Source organism: Oscillospiraceae bacterium (genome assembly GCA_034925865.1).
Taxonomy (GTDB): Bacteria; Bacillota; Clostridia; order Oscillospirales; family SIG627; genus SIG704.
This window is the reverse complement of the sequence record JAYFRN010000006.1, coordinates 16882-34331: the sequence shown is the minus strand read 5'-3', so window position 1 is coordinate 34331 and position 17450 is coordinate 16882. Positions and strand designations below refer to the sequence as shown.

13 protein-coding genes are annotated in these 17450 nt (G+C 42.1%); 2 read left to right on the top strand and 11 right to left on the bottom strand.

The genetic code is table 11. The features are described 5' to 3' along the window. Positions 1 to 4 precede the first annotated feature (4 nt). Entirely contained in the window at positions 5 to 811 is an 807-nt protein-coding gene (locus VB118_02495) for a fumarylacetoacetate hydrolase family protein (GenBank protein MEA4831473.1), read from the top strand. Continuing rightward, a complete protein-coding gene (locus VB118_02490) occupies positions 808 to 3249 on the top strand; it encodes an ATP-dependent DNA helicase (protein MEA4831472.1) in 2442 nt (813 codons plus the stop codon). The genes VB118_02495 and VB118_02490 overlap by 4 nt, the downstream gene beginning before the upstream one ends. 45 nt (positions 3250 to 3294) lie before the next feature. On the opposite strand, the gene VB118_02485 is transcribed toward VB118_02490, so the two are convergent. The 11 genes from VB118_02485 to VB118_02435 all read right to left on the bottom strand — a co-directional run bounded on the left by VB118_02485 (position 3295) and on the right by VB118_02435 (position 17449). After that, positions 3295 to 5784, bottom strand: coding sequence for a hypothetical protein (locus VB118_02485; protein ID MEA4831471.1), 2490 nt, complete (start codon positions 5782 to 5784; stop codon positions 3295 to 3297). 288 nt (positions 5785 to 6072) lie between these two features. Next, on the bottom strand, positions 6073 to 7011 hold the full coding sequence (gene rsgA / locus VB118_02480; GenBank protein ID MEA4831470.1) for a ribosome small subunit-dependent GTPase A: 939 nt from the start codon (positions 7009 to 7011) through the stop codon (positions 6073 to 6075). A 51-nt stretch (positions 7012 to 7062) separates the two neighbouring features. After that, entirely contained in the window at positions 7063 to 9042 is a 1980-nt protein-coding gene (pknB, locus tag VB118_02475) for a Stk1 family PASTA domain-containing Ser/Thr kinase (GenBank protein ID MEA4831469.1), read from the bottom strand. 26 nt (positions 9043 to 9068) lie between these two features. Next, positions 9069 to 9815, bottom strand: a complete 747-nt coding sequence (locus VB118_02470; protein ID MEA4831468.1) for a Stp1/IreP family PP2C-type Ser/Thr phosphatase — start codon at positions 9813 to 9815, stop codon at positions 9069 to 9071. Between the two features lie 15 nt (positions 9816 to 9830). Further along, a complete protein-coding gene (gene rlmN, locus VB118_02465; GenBank protein ID MEA4831467.1) occupies positions 9831 to 10904 on the bottom strand; it encodes a 23S rRNA (adenine(2503)-C(2))-methyltransferase RlmN in 1074 nt (357 codons plus the stop codon). An 8-nt stretch (positions 10905 to 10912) separates the two neighbouring features. Beyond that, on the bottom strand, positions 10913 to 12217 hold the full coding sequence (rsmB, locus tag VB118_02460) for a 16S rRNA (cytosine(967)-C(5))-methyltransferase RsmB (protein MEA4831466.1): 1305 nt from the start codon (positions 12215 to 12217) through the stop codon (positions 10913 to 10915). Beyond that, positions 12217 to 12903: a zinc metallopeptidase gene (locus tag VB118_02455; GenBank protein MEA4831465.1), complete on the bottom strand. Its 687-nt coding sequence runs from the start codon at positions 12901 to 12903 to the stop codon at positions 12217 to 12219. The genes rsmB and VB118_02455 overlap by 1 nt, the downstream gene beginning before the upstream one ends. Positions 12904 to 12987: 84 nt before the next feature. Then, positions 12988 to 13977 carry a methionyl-tRNA formyltransferase gene (gene fmt / locus VB118_02450; protein ID MEA4831464.1) on the bottom strand — a complete coding sequence of 330 codons (990 nt, stop codon included), beginning with the start codon at positions 13975 to 13977 and terminating at the stop codon, positions 12988 to 12990. Further along, entirely contained in the window at positions 13970 to 14443 is a 474-nt protein-coding gene (def, locus tag VB118_02445; protein ID MEA4831463.1) for a peptide deformylase, read from the bottom strand. Before def ends, fmt begins: the two co-directional genes overlap by 8 nt. 239 nt (positions 14444 to 14682) lie before the next feature. Beyond that, positions 14683 to 17214, bottom strand: coding sequence for a primosomal protein N' (gene priA / locus VB118_02440; protein ID MEA4831462.1), 2532 nt, complete (start codon positions 17212 to 17214; stop codon positions 14683 to 14685). Then, the gene (locus VB118_02435) at positions 17207 to 17449 is read right to left on the bottom strand and encodes a DNA-directed RNA polymerase subunit omega (GenBank protein ID MEA4831461.1); all 243 of its coding nucleotides are present in this window, start codon (positions 17447 to 17449) and stop codon (positions 17207 to 17209) included. The genes priA and VB118_02435 overlap by 8 nt, the downstream gene beginning before the upstream one ends. Position 17450: the final 1 nt, after the last annotated feature.

The window sequence follows — 17450 nt, the reverse complement described above, 5'->3', positions numbered from 1 at the left end:
AGATATGCGTATTGTACGTTTTGAGTATAATGACGGAAAAAAGAAAACGGTTTTATACGGTAAAATCGTTGGAGATAAAATCTCTGTGTGCGAATATTTAAATAAAGAAAAAAGCTGTGATACGGATTTTCTTAGGTTTACCGAAACAGGTGAAATTCTGCCAATATCAGATCAAACGGACAATATAGTAATCCTTTCTCCTTCAATGCCGTCAAAGATCGTCGCTGTCGGCAAATGTTATAAAGAACACATTGCTGAGATCGGAGGAGAAGTGCCTGAGACACCGGTCATTTTTCTGAAGCCTCCAAGCTCTGTAAACCATCATTTAGGCAATATCAGGATCCCGAATGGTTTTGGAAGAATCGATTATGAGGGTGAGCTGGCGTTTATTATATCGCAAAAAGCAAGCAGCGTTAAAGCATCTGACGCACATAACTATATATTGGGCTATACCTGCTTTAACGATGTGACAGCACGTGACATTCAAAAAATTGATGGTCAATGGACACGCGCAAAAGGATTTGATACCTTTGCTCCCTTCGGTCCATGGATTGAAACTGAAGTTGATCCTATGTGCTTGAATATCAGAACGGTTCGTAACGGAAAGACAGTTCAGAAGGCAAATACATCAGATATGCGTTGGAATGTATATGAACAGCTTGAATTCATTACGTCATGTATGACTCTAATGCCTGGCGATGTTGTCACCACAGGAACACCCAGCGGAATCGGAGAGATAAAAGCCGGTGATATAATAGAAGTTGAAATTGAAGGTATAGGTATTCTGAAAAACTTCGTAACAATTAAATGAAAACCAGAAAATCTATTTCAGATGAATTATCTGTATGTAAATGTACTGTCAATATTTCAGTGGGAGAGCTTGTCTGCTTCTTGCTTCGCTCTGGAGATATTGGCGGTCGCGGAATTTATACATCTGACAGGCTCAAAGAAGGAAAGGACGTTCATTCTCGTTTTGAATCGGATATGATATCTGAAAACGAGAATTACAGAGCTGAGGTTCGTCTTGAATCAAAGTTTGTCCTGGCTGATAACTGTATCGAATTTGTTGTGTCCGGAATTGCCGACGGCATTTCATTGAACAATGGCGAATACACCGTAGATGAAATTAAAAGCGTTAAAGGTACCGCAGAAAATGTTCCGTATAACCCGCTTCACCTTGCCCAGGCAAAATGTTATGCCTTCATGCTTTGCGTTTCCAGAAAGCTATCAAGATGTAATATCAGGCTTTGTTATGTGCCGGTCAACAGCGGTGAAATAGTATACAGAGAAAGCGTTAATGAATTTACTGAGCTGAACGAATTCTTTAATACGCTGATCAAAGCTTACCTTCCTTTTGCATTGATAGCTGCAAAGCGATATATAAATCCTGAACTGAATAATAAGACAATTAAATTTCCGTATGATAAATACCGCGACGGACAAAAAGAGCTTATACGTGAAATATATAAAGCGGGTAAAAATAAATACAAGTTGTTTGCGTCTGCTCCTACCGGTATAGGGAAGACAATTTCTGCTCTGTATCCGGCAATTAAATTACTTCTGGCCGGAAAAACAGATAAAATATTTTATTTAACACCAAGAAGCAGTATAAGGGCCGCCGCAATGGATGCGCTTAATGCGCTCCAAAACGGAAAGCCTTTATTAAAATCAATTACCCTTGCGTCAAAGCATGATCTCTGCCCGTTTGATGAATGCACTCCTGAGCTATGCGAAAAGGCAGCAGGTCATTACTCACGGATAAATGAAGCATTACTTAATCTGCTGAATCAAAACACACATATCAGCGAAAAAGATATAGGCTTTTTTGCTGATAAATATAAAGTATGTCCTTTTGAGCTTGCGCTTGACGCCTCTGAATATTGCGATATCGTCATCTGCGACTACAATTATATTTTTGATCCATTTGTTTCAATAAAGCGATACGCGTTGAATACTGATAATTATTTCCTTCTTATAGACGAGGCGCATAACCTTCCTGACAGAGTAAGAGAATGTTGGTCCGCGAGACTTGACGAATCAGATATTTCGTCATTTTATAAAGCAATATCAAACAAATTTAAGCAGGAAGCGGAAATTACTTCGGATTTACTTAATTATTTTAAAATTGCCGCAAAAGCTGTAAAGGAAGAAAACAAATTATTTTCATTTGAGCTTGAAGATGAACCAGTGATATACGCATATAAGCTCTCTGAGCTTTTGTTGAAACGGTTGATAACGTTGAATCCAGAAGATGACACATTGCCGTATCCGTATGAAAAGATAAAAGATCTTTATTTCAAATATAAAAGGTTTTGTTTTATAGCCGATATAGCGAAAACAGTTCGGAATCTTGATAGCAAAAGCTCAAACAGATTAATATCATCCTATATCAGAACCTATATGACGCTTTATGATACGGACGGATCATTAAAAATATATCTTATCGATCCATCGGAACGGATTTCAAGCATTGTGCTGCAATGGGGAAATGCTGTGTTTTTTTCTGCGACTCTGCTGCCGAGCGAATATTATTTCAACGTACTGGGCGGAAATGATTTTGACAATTTTATTGATTTGCCATCGCCATATGCACGTGAAAACCGATTGATTGCAGACATAGAAATAGAAACTACATATTCGGCAAGAAATTCGACTGTTGTTGATCTTTGTAGATATATAAACGCGGCAGTTAATGTGAAGCATGGAAATTATCTTGTTTTTATGCCGTCTTTTGATTACCTTGAAAATGCGGTATCGGTTTACAAAAGACTTTTTTCATATGATAAAATTATAGTACAAAAAAGGCATATGCCGAATTCTGAAAGAGAATCGTTTGTATCAAGCTTTCGTCAGATTGCTTTAGGCAATATTTCAATGGTCGGTTTTGCTGTTTTAGGCGGAATATTTTCTGAAGGAATAGACCTGATTGGAGATGCTCTTTACGGTGCCATAATTGTAGGAGTTGGATTGGTGCCTCCGAATAAAGAAAAGGAATCTCAGGTATTACTATATGACGAAAGAGGAGAAACAGGGAAAAGACTCGCATATGATCTGCCGGGATTAAACCGTGTCTTTCAGGCTGCCGGCAGAGTTATCAGAAGCGAAGATGACAGAGGATTCATATTACTTTGCGATTCAAGATACAGACAGCAGGACTATATAGAAGCTTTTCCTGACGATTGGGATGATATAAAACATATTGCCGATATTGATGATTTAAAAGATGCATTAAACGAGTTTTGGGAATAAAAATTACCGGAAGCTGAAAAGCTTCCGGTAATTTATTTAAGCGAATTATGATCTCTGCTTCTTAACAACAACGGCTGCTGCTATTGCTGATAAAATGATTGCGGCGATGAGAATATATGTCATATCGCCGGTCTCGGTAGGAGCGGTTTCATTGCTTACTTTGAATTCGATAGACTGAGTTACTGCATAGCTGTCGTTCTGAGCGTAGAAGAGGATGTAATCGCCGACAGGAAGCTCGATCTTTTCGAGATCTTTGAGACAGCCTTCAGATTCAGCGGTAAGAACTACTTGTCCTTCGCCGCTTATATAAGCCCACATGAGAGCAGATCCGAATGTTTTGCCGCCCATATCATTGTCGATGGCGGTTTCTCCGGGGGTGTGACCCTTCTTAATAATTCCAACCCAGTCTTTTGCGGAAGCATCTGTGAAGGAAACAGTGATTGCTTGACCGGGTTTATATGATGTCTTGTCAAGAGAGACTGTAGCGGGGAGATTTCCGGTCTTAAGAGTAATACCCTCGCCGGCTGTAGCGGTGTATTTTATTCCGTCTGCTACATACGCGATTGCTTCACCGAAAGTGAAAGGCTTGGTATCAATGAGATCAAACTGAGTTGTTATATCGCCGCCGCGAAGATTAAGGATCATCTTATCGCAGGTTAAACCTTCAGCGCTTACGCTGCCGAGAGCTGCTTTGTCGATAGTACCGCTAAGAAGGTTGAGTCTGCATTCCTTTATGTTGCCGGCATAACCGACATGCAGAGTTCCGATAGTGCCTGCGGTGTTGCAGTTCAAAGTTACTTTGTTGACGTTGACATTATCCATTCCGCCCAGCTCAATATAACCTGAGAACACAGCATCACCGAGTATATTATTTGCAGTGCTGACATCTTCGTTGAAATTATCAGCCGGGGTTTCGCCTTCGGACACTTCAGCAATAGCGGTTTTCTTCGGCCCGAAAATGTAATTCCATGTACCGGTTTTAAAAGTGAGCGATCCGCCGGTATATTTGCCGTCGAGAGCCGCGGTGTCTTCATCGGAAAGATAAGGAGAATTACCGGTGTAAAAATATGTCGCACCGCCGGCAGTTGTGCAGTTATAATCAAAAGTAAGGTCATAACCATTGTTAAAGATCTGATAATATGAACAGTTACCAAATATTCCTATGTTGTAGCAAATTGTGTTTCCGCCCATATTCCAGGAAGCATACCAACGATGAGCGGTCATCTTGATATTTGTGGGAGCTTCGCAGGAAGTGCCAAGAATTGTTATGGTTCCCTTGTGTTTAGGATTGAAAATATGAGTTTTAACTGTATCATCGCTTCCGTTGGGAGTTTCATACATTTCGTATGCAAGGTCAACATCAGAGAGAAGAACAACTGTGCCGTCATTGTCGCCTATTGCTTTTATAGCCTGAGAAATTTTTGCAAAAGGATTGCCATGGCTGCCGTCTCCGGAATCTGCATGACCGAGAGCTCCGTCTACATAGAAAATTGTGGATTCATTTGTCGATGTAAAATCAGCTGCGGTGGCAGTTGGTTTAAAGCCCTTGCCGAGAAAGAGATTTGTCGATTCGGCAACGTCGCATTTTCCGTTGAGAGCCGTGGTGACATCTCCGCCGGAAATATAAACGTTGACAGCTTTAAGTGTGCCGCCGCTTTGTGTGGCGCAGTTGAGAGTTCCGACTGAGCCGTTTCTGATATAGATATTTACGGTTCCGTCTTTACCTTGATATGCTGAATGAACAGTAGCGACCGCTCCTGTAGTATCCACATAGAGGTTTGCTTCTTTGAAAGAAACTCCAAACATCGGACCGACAGAAGCATATCCGACGATAGAAGCTTTTCCTATTACATAATAATTTGAAACAAGATCGCTGGCGCAGTTGGTCGCCTGAGCGCCGAAAAGATAATTCCAATTACCGTCTTTGAATATGATATCAGATTTTGTCACGATTCTTGAAGCTTTATCTTCATCGGTTGTATAGGGGCTTATTCCGGGATAGAAATAAGTTCCTTCACCAGTGGTACCTGAGTCTAATATAAGCGGGAATCCGTTTGAATAGATCCTCTTATAACCACCGATTGCTGAAAAACTGAATTTTACATCCTTAAATATCGTCGGACCACCCATTACCCAGGATGTAAAATCTCTGTGACATGTAAAAACAATATTTTTTACATCACTGGATGATTCACTGCGGATTGTAATATATCCGGTATGAAATGGGTTTCTGCAATGAAAAGCAGTATCGGATGAATTACCGATTGTATCTGCCGTAGGAGCTGGTTTGGTTTTGTCATTGGTGTATTCGTATCCGAGGTCAATGTCGTTTAAGAGAACGATTTCGCCGCCTTGCGGAAGTGCTTTGATCGCAAGAGAGAGCTTTGAAAAAGGATCATCTTGTGTTCCGGTGCCTTTTTCTTCAAGAGTTGGATCGCCGCCGACATAAACAACCTTTCCGGCTGCGCTTACCTGAAATGCGCACAGAGAAGCTATCATGACGATGGCAATGAGTAATGCAAAAGTCTTTTTCATAGATATCCTCCTATAAAATTTCTGAATATATTGTAACATGTGTATGAATAAATTGCAACAGTCGATATGAACAAAAATTAAATGAAAAAAATGTACAAATTGTACAATTGTGATTTTATATTATAATTATAGCATTAATACAATAAAAAATATTATTGTGTCAAATCGGAAAATATAAAATAATGAAATAAAAAAGTCTTTGAAACACTATATATAGATATTAGAATTGTAATATTAAGCAAAGGAAATACAAAAACATGATATAATTATATCTTTATTTATTTGTGACTATGACCTCTTTTCCCAAGGTTTAAAATTTTTTACACAATTATATAAATACATATAGCTTTCATGGCGGGTTTTCTTAATTTTTCCTTCTCTTACCGCTTCAAGCACGGCGCATCCTTCCTCAACCGTATGCGAGCATTTATTATATTTACATTTATCTGTAAAAGAAATAAAATCAGAAAAACACTGGGCAAGCTCATATTTATCCACAAATGAGTTCTTTTCAAAATCAAGAAGCGAGAAACCGGGAGTATCCGCCAAAAAAGAAGGGCTTTTACAAAAAGAAATCGGATATAAAACACTTTCGCGTGTTGTCTGACGCCCTCTTTTACTTTTGTCACTCAAAACAGAAGTTTTTGAAATATCTTCTCCGAAAAGTGAATTGAGGAGCGTTGATTTGCCGACTCCGCTTTCTCCCGCGAATGTACAAACATTTCCTTCTATTAAAGGGAGCAGAGCAGCTTTTACTTCATCATGAGTGTTTTCCTGGAATAAAAATGTATTAATTCCCGAAAAAGAATATATATCAAAAAGTTCGGACGCTTTTACCGGATTTATTTCAGTTTTATTTATAATCAGTATGGGCTTTATAGAAAGATGAGCGGCTATGACGGTAAGCTTGTCGATTCCAAGCACCGACGGCTCCGGTTCAGAGCTTGCGCACACAATAAACAAAACATCGATATTTGATACCGGAGGGCGCGGCAAGAGGTTTTTTCGCGGAAGAACCTCGTTTATTACAGCTGTGTTTTCATTGTTTTGTCCGCGAATACAAATAACCTCGTCCCCCGCTACAGGGGAGAGGTTATTATGTCTGAATATACCTCTGGCTTCGCATCCTATGATGCTGTTCCCGTCGAATACCTTGTATTTTCCTCCGACGCAGCATAATAGACGCCCTCTGAACATTCCGGTATTTCCGTAGCCCGGTTCAAGCATCAAAATTTTCTCCTTTTATTTTAAGAATTGTTTTGCTGGTTACATTTAATCTTAATCTATCGGCGCAGGGATTTGTATTGTATCCGGCGTTTCCGATGTGCCGGGTGTTCCCGTAGTTGGTGTATCTCCGGTTTTCGGAGTTTCTTCGGTTACAGGCTGTTCGGGCTGTGACGGATCACCGCCTTCATCTATGATGCGCTTTCTCTCAAGAGCTTCTTCTGTATATTGGATACTTAGAGTCAGATCAACCGAAGTGTATTTTTTCGGGACGGAAACAAACGGCTTGATACTTTGAGTTATTACCGTATCCGTGGGACTCAGAGATGGCTCACGTTTGATTTTTCCGACAGCAAAGCCATTTTCCGCGAGCTTTCTTGCGGCTTCATTATATGTCAGCCCGGATAGATCAACCATCAAAGCATATTGAATTTCCTGACCTTTGCTTACGTTTAAGGTGATGGTATCTCCGACATTGACAGGCGCTCCGGCTTCTATGCTTGTGGAAATCACATATCCGTCGAGAACCGTATCATGAAAGGATTGTATTACTCTTACCTCGAGACCTAGCTTTTTTAATTCAATTTCCGCCGTTCGATACTCTGTGATTGTTACATCCGGCATTGGTATGGATTGCTTGCCCCGGCTTATTGTGATGGTTATATCGCAAAACAGAGAATTGTTCGCAATTTTTTTCCTTGTGCCGGAAACCGGTTCCTGAGTAACGATCACATTAGTATCATAGTTAGCGTCGTAAATATATTTTTTTGATAAAATCCGGAAATTTTCTTTTGCTATATCATTTATAAGTGTTTCATTATATTCTTTTCCGACTAATTCAGGGACGGTCAATGTCAGGCTTGTATCCTGAGACTGAGTTTTAAAAAATGAAATTGCAACGATTGCCGCGCTGATTCCGGCGACGAGCAAGAACGCGCAGGTAACGCCGAAAATTATAGGGAACATCGTGCGTTTTGCTTTTTTATATCTGACAGGAGTTGCGTCATTTGCTGAAGACGTAAAAGCACCTTTGTTTTTTGCCATGATGGCGGAAGGAAGCTTTTTTTTGTTTTCGTTTGCGGCGTCAGAGAATGATTCTATATCAGAACCCGATTGATCAGTATTGTTTGCGTTTGCATTTTCATCTTCTGCTTTTGAATTTGGGAGTCTTTCTTCAAATATTACATCGGGATTTGATTTTAATATCGATATGCTGCGAAGCATAGAGCGAGCTGATTTAAATCTTTCCTCGGTGTTTTTGCGCATTGCTTTAAGAATAATTTGTTCAAGGCCCACAGGAATGGAAGGATCAATTTTCCTGGGCTCGACCGGAGAATTATTTACCTGCATCATTGCGATGGAAAGAGGTGTGTCTCCGTCAAAAGGAAGTCTGCCAGTGACCATCTCGTAAAGCATTACGCCGACCGAATAAATATCCGTATAAACGCCGGTGGGTTTTCCGCTTGCCTGTTCGGGACTTATATAATATACAGTGCCTATGGCTTTGTCTGTCATTGTAATGGTTTCCGAATCCGGAAGCTTTGCTATTCCGAAGTCGGCTACTTTGATATGATTGTCGCCGCACATAAGCACGTTCTGAGGCTTGATGTCTCTGTGGATTACGCCCATTTCATGTGCATGCTCAAGAGCCTTGAGTATTTGTTCGGTAAATAAAACCGCCTCGCGGCATGACAGCTTTCCCTTTTTGCTCATATACTCTTTGAGCGTTATACCGTCGATGTATTCCATTACGATATATTTAAGCGGTCCATCGAATGCGACATCAAAAATATTGACTATATTCGGATGCGAAAGCATTGCTACCGCTTTTGATTCGTTGACAAAGCGACGAACAGCTTTTTCATCGGAGGCCTGCTCCTCATTAAGTATTTTAACGGCGACGATTCGGTTCATTTGAAGATCCTTTGCCTTCAAGACGACTGACATTCCGCCGATTCCTACTATATTTAATATAAGATATCTGTTGTCGAGAGTGGTTCCGACAAGAGCTTCATATTTATCACGGTTTTCCAAAATAACTATCTTCCTTTGACATTTGTTTATGACTGAAGCCGGATAATAACCGCGGTTATGTTATCGCTGCCGCCGCATCGGTTGGCATACTCGATAAGACGGTTAACGGTATTTTCCGGATCCGTCATATCGGTAAGAATATTTTTATATGAATCGTCAAAATGAAAATACCCGGAGAGCCCGTCGCTGCACAACAGCACGCGGCCTCCGCACAGGTTATGAGAGATTATATCCGGTTCGGCAATTTCATCAACGCCGACAGCGCGCATTATAATATTTCTGTTCGGATGCTCGGCAGCTTCGTCTTCGGTTATAATGCCGGAATCTATAAGAGATTGAACAAGAGAATGATCCTTTGTAAGCTTTATTATTTCACCGGATTCCGAAGGTATGTAATACGCACGGCTGTCTCCGATATTTGCAGTGTAAAAGGCTTTCCCATCGGACACGAATGCAACCAAAGTCGAACCCATTCCATCAAGGACAGGATCGGATTTGGATTTTTCATATACCGCGCGGTTTGCTTCAATAAGCGCGTTATTGATATATTCCTTTATGTTATCATAGGAAGGAGCGGATGAGCTTGATATCTCATCCGATAAACGGGTGCAAAAAACATCGGCAGCAATTGCGGAGGCGATATTACCGCCGTTCGCTCCGCCCATTCCGTCGCATACTAATGATATCAGAAAATCTTTCGCATATACAATACGAAAGCAATCCTGATTAAGAGCGCGTCTTTTTCCGATATCGGTAGAACCGAAGCAATCCATAAAATTACTCCAATGTCAATTTTGCTTTCTTTTCCTGCGAAGCTGACCACAGGCAGCGTCAATATCCGCACCTAAGGTTCTTCTTACCGTTACGTTTATTTTACCAAGTGAAAGCAGATTTGTAAAGAGCAAAATTCGTTCTTTGGGGCTGCCCTTAAACGATTTTTCGCTGATAGGATTTACTGGTATGACATTAACGTGGCACATCATCCCTGCAAGCAGCTTTGAAAGCTCCTTTGCACATTCGGGCGTATCATTTACTCCGTGAATCAGTGAATATTCAAAGGATATGCGCCGGCCTGTTTTGCGAATGTATTCGCGGCAGGCATATATTAATTCCTCGATCGGATATTTATTGTTGACCGGCATAAGCGAGGAACGGAGCTCGTTGTTAGGCGCGTGAAGTGAAACGGAAAGGGTAATCGGAAGATCCTCTTCGGCAAGCTTGTTTATTTTATCGACCAACCCGCAGGTTGAAAGTGAAATGTTTCGCATCCCGATATTGTATCCGCGCGGGTCGTTGGCCAGCCTTATGAATTTAATTGAATTATTATAATTATCAAGCGGCTCGCCAATGCCCATCATTACCACATGTCCGATTTTGGCTTCCGGCAGTTCTTTCCGGAGTTCTCTTTGAAGCATTTCAATCTGGACAAGAATCTCTCCGGCGGTCAGGTCGCGTGTAAATCCGGCTTTAGTGGACGCGCAGAACGAACAGCCCATTTTGCATCCGGCTTGAGAAGATACGCACGCGCTGTATCCGTATTTATATCCGAGTGCGACGCATTCGGCAAATTCACCGTCCGGAAATTCAAGCAGCAGCTTGATCGTGCCGTCTTCTTTTGATTTAAAAGAAGTATTGATTTTAGGCGTTTCGATATAAAAATGATCGTTTAGAATCGTACGCGCGGTTCTTGATAAATTCGTCATGTCTTCAAAGCTGTCGGTGCCTTTGTAAAGCCAGCTGAAAATTTGTTCTGCACGATACCGTTCAAATCCGAGCGGAACGATCAGAGCTTGAATTTCCTCCGGAAACATGCTTCGGATATCGTATTTTTTTAAGGGTTTAGTATCTGTATTATTAATCATATTTGCTTTTAATCTTTTCTGATGAAAATATCATAATAGAATCCGTCGTGAAAAGCGTCCGGAAATACGGTGGTTCCGGCGTTGCCGGATATTCTTGCAAACTGTGGAGCGGAGGATAAGAACCGTTCTGAAACTCGTTCGTTTTCATTTGGATTAAGTGTACATGTCGAATACATAATTTTACCTCCCGGTGCGCAGTACATAGAGGACTTGGCAAGAATTTCAAACTGAAGATCAGGCAGGGAAGCGAGATCGGATAAAGGCTTATATCTTATTTCAGGCTTTTTTGCGATCACTCCGAATCCTGAACAAGGGACATCGCAGATAACTGTATCCGCTTTTCCGACTAATTCCGCTGCCGGGAATCTGGCGTCGTTTTCACGTGCGGTTATGTTCGTAATCCCGAGTCTTTCTGCACTTTTTGTTATAAGAGGAAGCTTTGAGGAATGGATATCAAAGGAATATATCGCGCCGGTATTTTCCATTGCTATGCCGGCGGAAAAGCTCTTTCCTCCCGGGCAGGCGCAAACATCAACTACTATCTCATTTTTACCTGGTAATAGGTCTGATATAGCCGCCTGGCAGGAAAGGTCCTGTATGAAAATCAATCCTTCATTAAATCCAGGGAGCTTTACTGCCGGAAAAGGCGCTTTAAGTAAAACATCGGTTTTACCGGAAATCGAATATTCTATACCCTTATCGGTAAGCATTGCGCAGTATGCTTGGCGGCTGATTTTCAAAGTGTTTACATACAGAGACGGATATCTGGTCAATGAAAGAGCGCAAACGATTTCGGTCGCTCTTTGACCATAGCTATGAATCCATAGAGCTATCAATTCTTCAGGAACAGAGTGTTTAATAGAAAGAGCTTTTATGGGATCAGCGTCTTTAAAATCAAACAGTGTGCTTTTTTCTCTGATTATATTTCTCAGTACGCCGTTGACAAGCGATGTGCATCCCGGACCTTCATGCTTTTTTGCCGTTTCGCAGGCTTCAAAAACAGCCGCGTGATCCGGAATTTTTTCCAAGAATAACAGCTGAAATATTGCCGTCCTTAAAATGTTTCTGGTGTAAGGAGAGAGCTTATCGGGACGCTTGACAAAGCGGTCGATGAGATAATCAAGAGTGAGGCGCTTTTCAATGACTCCGTAAAAAAGAGCGGTGAACAGTGCTCTGTCCTGCTCTGATAAAGCACTTTCGGTTAATGAAGCGTTTAGCTGAAGGTTGGAATATTTTACGTCTTTTTCAAGATTGTTGAGCGCGTCTACGCACAATTCCCGAACATTGTGTGAGTAAATCTTTTTTTCCTTCATCAGCGTCTGCGTCTCCCAGCCAGAGAAAGAAGGCGCAGGAAATTGAGAAGAGCGACAGCAAGCGCGGCGACATAGGTCAACGCTGCAGCTTTAAGCACCTTTTCGGCACCGATAAGCTCGGTCCCGGTAAGTGTGCCTGTTTCTCTGAGCGCTGTGACAGCGCGATGAGAAGCATTGAATTCCACCGGAAGCGTGACGAGCTGAAATACCACTGCCGCGCCGAAAAACAATATGCCAAGATCGACAAAAACAGGAATTGAAAAGAAAAGTCCTATGAACACAAGAGGCATGGCGGCGTTCGAGCCAAACTGGCAAACCGGAATGATCATGGTCCGAAGCTTAATTAATGAATAACCGGTACCGTATTGTACCGCATGCCCGGCTTCATGTGCGGCGACGCCGATTGCCGAGATGCTTGTTGAACCGGAAACGTTTTGCGAAAGTCTTATCGTATTTTTTGCCGGATCATAATGATCTGTGAGATTTCCGTTAATCCGTTCAAGCGAAATTCCGCCTATATGGTTGTTATCAAGCACCGCATAAACCGCGTTTTCGGCGGTTATGCCCCGGCTGTTGGAAATTTTCGAATATTTATTGAAGGTATGATTTACATTGAAGCTTGCCCAAACTGAAAAGATCAGCGCGGGCAGAATAAGGATTATATAAAATTCTGTTCCGGTCGGCATGTATTACAGTATCCTTTCGTAATATTAATTTGGCAATTAATATAAACAAGTGATTTGATTGCCGTTAAAAATATAATTTACGTATTAGCACATGAGCGTGCGTGAAAGCACATCGCCCTCGTTTATTCCTCGCCCGTTTATGAAATCGCGTCCGGACATACGGCGTTTTCCTTCAGGCTGAAGCTCGTCGATAACGAGCGACAATGAGTTGCCGGAGGCAATTTCCAGTGCTTTTTTAGCTTTTATAACTGTTCCCGGTATAATTTGCGCTTCGACCGCCGAGCCTTCATGCGCGGCGCTAATCCGTAAAAGTCTGCCGTCGGGAGTAATGGTATTGGCACATGGGTCGGGTGAAAAGGCCCGTATTCTGTTGACGATCTTTGCCGCATCTTCAAACCAATCGATACACTGATCGGCAGAGGTGATCTTTGAAGCATAGGATGCGAATGAATCGTTTTGCTTTTTATATACCGCTTCACCTGATAAAATCAGCTTGACGGCTTCCGGTATGACGGAAGCGCCTGCGTCAGAAAGCTTCGCACAGAGTGAACCGAAATTATCCAAGGGTAGAATAGGGACTTCGTAACTACATAAAATATCCCCGGTGTCAATTCCCTTATCCATTCTCATAATGGTTATTCCTGTTTTTTGCTTTCCGTCGAGAATGACGCGGTTTATCGGCGCCGCTCCGCGGTATTCCGGTAAAAGGGAAGCATGAATATTGATACATCCGAATCTCGGAAAATTAAGAACATATTCCGGCAGAATCATGCCGTATGCGGCGACGATTATAATGTCGGGATCAAGCTTTTGCAGAACAGCTTCGAAATTATCCTTTTTTAAATTGACAGGTTGATATACATCGATAGCATTATCGATGGCAAATCGTTTTACTTCTGAAAATTTATCCTTAAGTCCGCGTCCCTGCGGGCTGTCCTGGCGTGTGACAACTGATATCTTATCAAAAAGACCGGAATTTAACAAAGAACGAAGCGGGGCCACGGCATAATTCGGGGTGCCCATATATAAAAGCGACATGCTCCGTTTTTTATCATAGGTAGTGTTTTCAGTCAAGTGCGTCGACCTCTTCCTGTGTAAGCATTGAGGTTGCAATATCAATATAAAGCTTGCCGTCAAGATGATCGTTTTCATGGCAGAAGGCGCGTGCAACAAGGCCTTCGCCACTGTATGTCTTGACTTCACCGTTTCTGTCTTCTGCGCGGACAGTGACCTTCATCGGCCTATGGGTGATGCCCCATTTGCCCGGAATTGAGAGACAGCCCTCCAGATCCTCCTGTTCGCCTTCGGCAGATAAAATTTCAGGATTGATAAGCTCGATTGTTTCATCGCCGGTGTTGACAATAAAAATTCGTTTTAATATACCTACCTGAACCGCCGCCAGTCCGACTCCATTGTGCTTTGCGAGAGTGTCGCGCATATCGTCGATCAGCTTCAGTGTACGTGCATCGATCTTGTCCACATGCTTTGATTTCTTTCTTAGAAAGCCATCGGCATCAGTAACTATTCTTCTTATTGCCATTGTGTCCTCCGTTATATAACTTAAAAGCTTTATTATTATGCTAGGTATCGAATTATATATGCTCTAAGATGAAGCTTCTGTATGCGGCAAATAAAAATTATAAATCTTTGGAAACATCAAAGCTTTTTAGTGCCGCTTTAATGAGTAAGCTCAGGCTAAGAGGCTCATGCGCCGAACAGGTTTACAATCAAAATATTTTTTAATGAGTAATGAGTGTATCGGGCTTAAGATACCGGCGCTTAAATAATGCCGGGGTTCATATCTATCGTAATTATGACTGATTTATATTTCGATTTTGCGAATAAAGATAATATCAAGTTTAAATATTCACGTGTTCTGCGGTCGGATTTAAGCTTGAAAACAAATTTAAGGCGGAAGGTGTTGTTGAGCTTGTACGGCATAGCTTCAAACGGTCCGTAAGCGATCAGCTTAACATCGGTGAAATCCGATTTTATCAGATCGCCGAGAAGAGAATCTGTATATGTCGCGCTTTCCTTTACGAACTTTTCATCCTGTCCGGACAAAATAAGCGCGCATATTTCACAGAATGGAGGATATAAAAGAGCTTTTCTGACGGCAATTTCACCCTTGTAAAATTTTAAATAATCCTGCGAGGCCGCGAGACGGATTATTTCATGATCCGGATTCATGGTCTGGATTATTGCCCGTCCTGAAAGCTCCGCGCGCCCTGCTCGACCTATTACCTGTGTCAAAAGAGAAAAAGTCTGTTCATATGCCCGGTAGTCGGATAAATAAAGCGAGCTGTCCGCGGAAACGATCCCGACAAGAGTGACATTAGGAAAATTATGACCTTTTGCCACCATTTGAGTACCTATGAGTATATCCGCTTTCCCGGATTTAAAATCCGACAGTATTTCATCGTGAGAATGCTTTTTGGTTACCGTATCTGAATCCATTCGAATTATATGCGCGGAAGTAAATTCAGTTTTAAGCTGTTCTTCAAGCTTTTGGGTACCGTAACCGAAAAACATAAGCGCCTTGTGACCGCAGGAGGGGCATTGCTCTGGAGGAGCCTCGGTATATCCGCAATAATGGCACATCAGGCGGCTTTCACCGCCGAAATCGGGGTTATGAAGCGTCATTGAAACGCTGCAGTTGGGGCAGAGAATTATACCTCCGCAGTATCGGCACATCATATAATGACGGTAACCTCTGCGGTTCATAAAAAGAATAATCTGTTCGCCCCGGGAAAGCGTTTCTCTTATTGCTGTGCCGAGCCTTGCGCCGATAAGCTTATCGGGAGACTCCGCAATATCGTTTCTTATATCGGATATTTCCGCGTCCGGCATCGGCGAAGCATTGAATCTCTCAGTCAGATTTAAGAGCCTGTATTTACCCGTTTCGGCTTTATAATAACTTTCTATATCCGGAGTCGCGGAGGAAAGCAGCAGCAGCGCGCCGCATTTTGCGCATAAAAATCTGGCGACATCCCTGGCATGGTATTTTAGGCGTGTATCGGATTTATAGCTTTGATCGTGTTCTTCATCAATGATTATCAACCCGAGATTTTGAACAGGAGCGAAAATTGAGCTTCTTGTCCCTAGCACGACGGTCTTTTTACCGGTTTTAGTAAGCGTCCATTCATCAAATCTTTCGCCGTCGGACAATCCCGAATGAATGACTGCGACTTTGTCGCCATATCGTGAAAGCAAAAGCCGTGAAGCCCTGCCTGTCAACGCTATTTCCGGAACGAGCATTATAACACCTTTTCCGGATTTTAAAGCACGGTCGATAAGCGAAAGCATGACCATGGTTTTTCCGCTTCCGGTGACTCCGTGTAAAAGCGCGCAGGAAGCGACGCCGGAATCTAGCATTTCTCCTAAAGAAGCTGCGGCTTTTTCCTGCTCGGCATTTAAAATAAACTCCTGAGTGATATTTTCGTCTTGAGAGGGATGAATATATGTCGGTCTGAATAAGCGTTTTTCAAATGTTTCCACCGGATAAAACCGGCTCATGGTTGACAGACCGGAATAACTGATTCCGAACTGTTTTAAAAATTCGGACAGCGGTATACCTTCAATTCCGCATATTGAAAGGTATTTTGCGGCTTGGGCATATACAGCGGCTTTTTTCACATGCTTGTCTGATAAGATATCGATATTGTCAACAAAATTGCATGGATTGGAAAGGCGAATGAATTTCGCACTCTTTTCAGAAGAAGCATATGAAAGCACTGCTTTGCGTGCCAAAAGCTTTTTACGGATAAGATATTCGGCGGCATTTTTGGAAAATGAATTCTCGGTGAGTTCGGCTCCGTTCAATATTAAAAGCAGATTTTCATATGATTCATTCAGCCCTTGTATGCGCATCAGCTTTTTATCAGTAAGCGGTGAAAGAAAAGAAATATTCTCCGGAGATTTAAGCTCAGATCCGCAAATGTAAAAACTGCGCACGGCCGCCTCCGCACCTGGCGGCAATACGGCGCGCGCGCAATCGGAAAAGGTCGCAAACAGGTGATCCTTTAAAAATCGGCACAAAGAAAGCTGTATTTCTGATAAAGAATATATCGGATCAAGTGTGTACAAGACATCCTTGAGATTTATTTTATCGTTTTGGTTTATTTCGTCTTCAGAGGATACGTTTCTGATTTCGGTTACCACGCCGAAAGCCGGATTGTTGCTTCGCCCAAACGGAACAGCGGCGACGCATCCCGGGAAAATATTTATTCCTTCCCGGACGGCATAGGTATATGGTCGGTCAAGCTCAGGAAGCGAAGAAAAAATAAAAATATCGCATTCCGCGTTATACATTTATATCCGGAATTACAATTCTATACTCGTTATTGTAAAGCTTGTTTATAGCTGTAACGAGAGGCTTTTCCTCGAGAATTGCATGGTGTGATTTTACAATTTCATCGCTGTTCTTTGCATTTGCCGGCGGAGCGTATTTTTCGGTTATTTTTCTTGCGCATTTTGAGGTGGCGATGCAGAGAATGTAACGGTTGCATCCGTTTTTGCATAACTCATCTACTGGAGGGTAAATCATA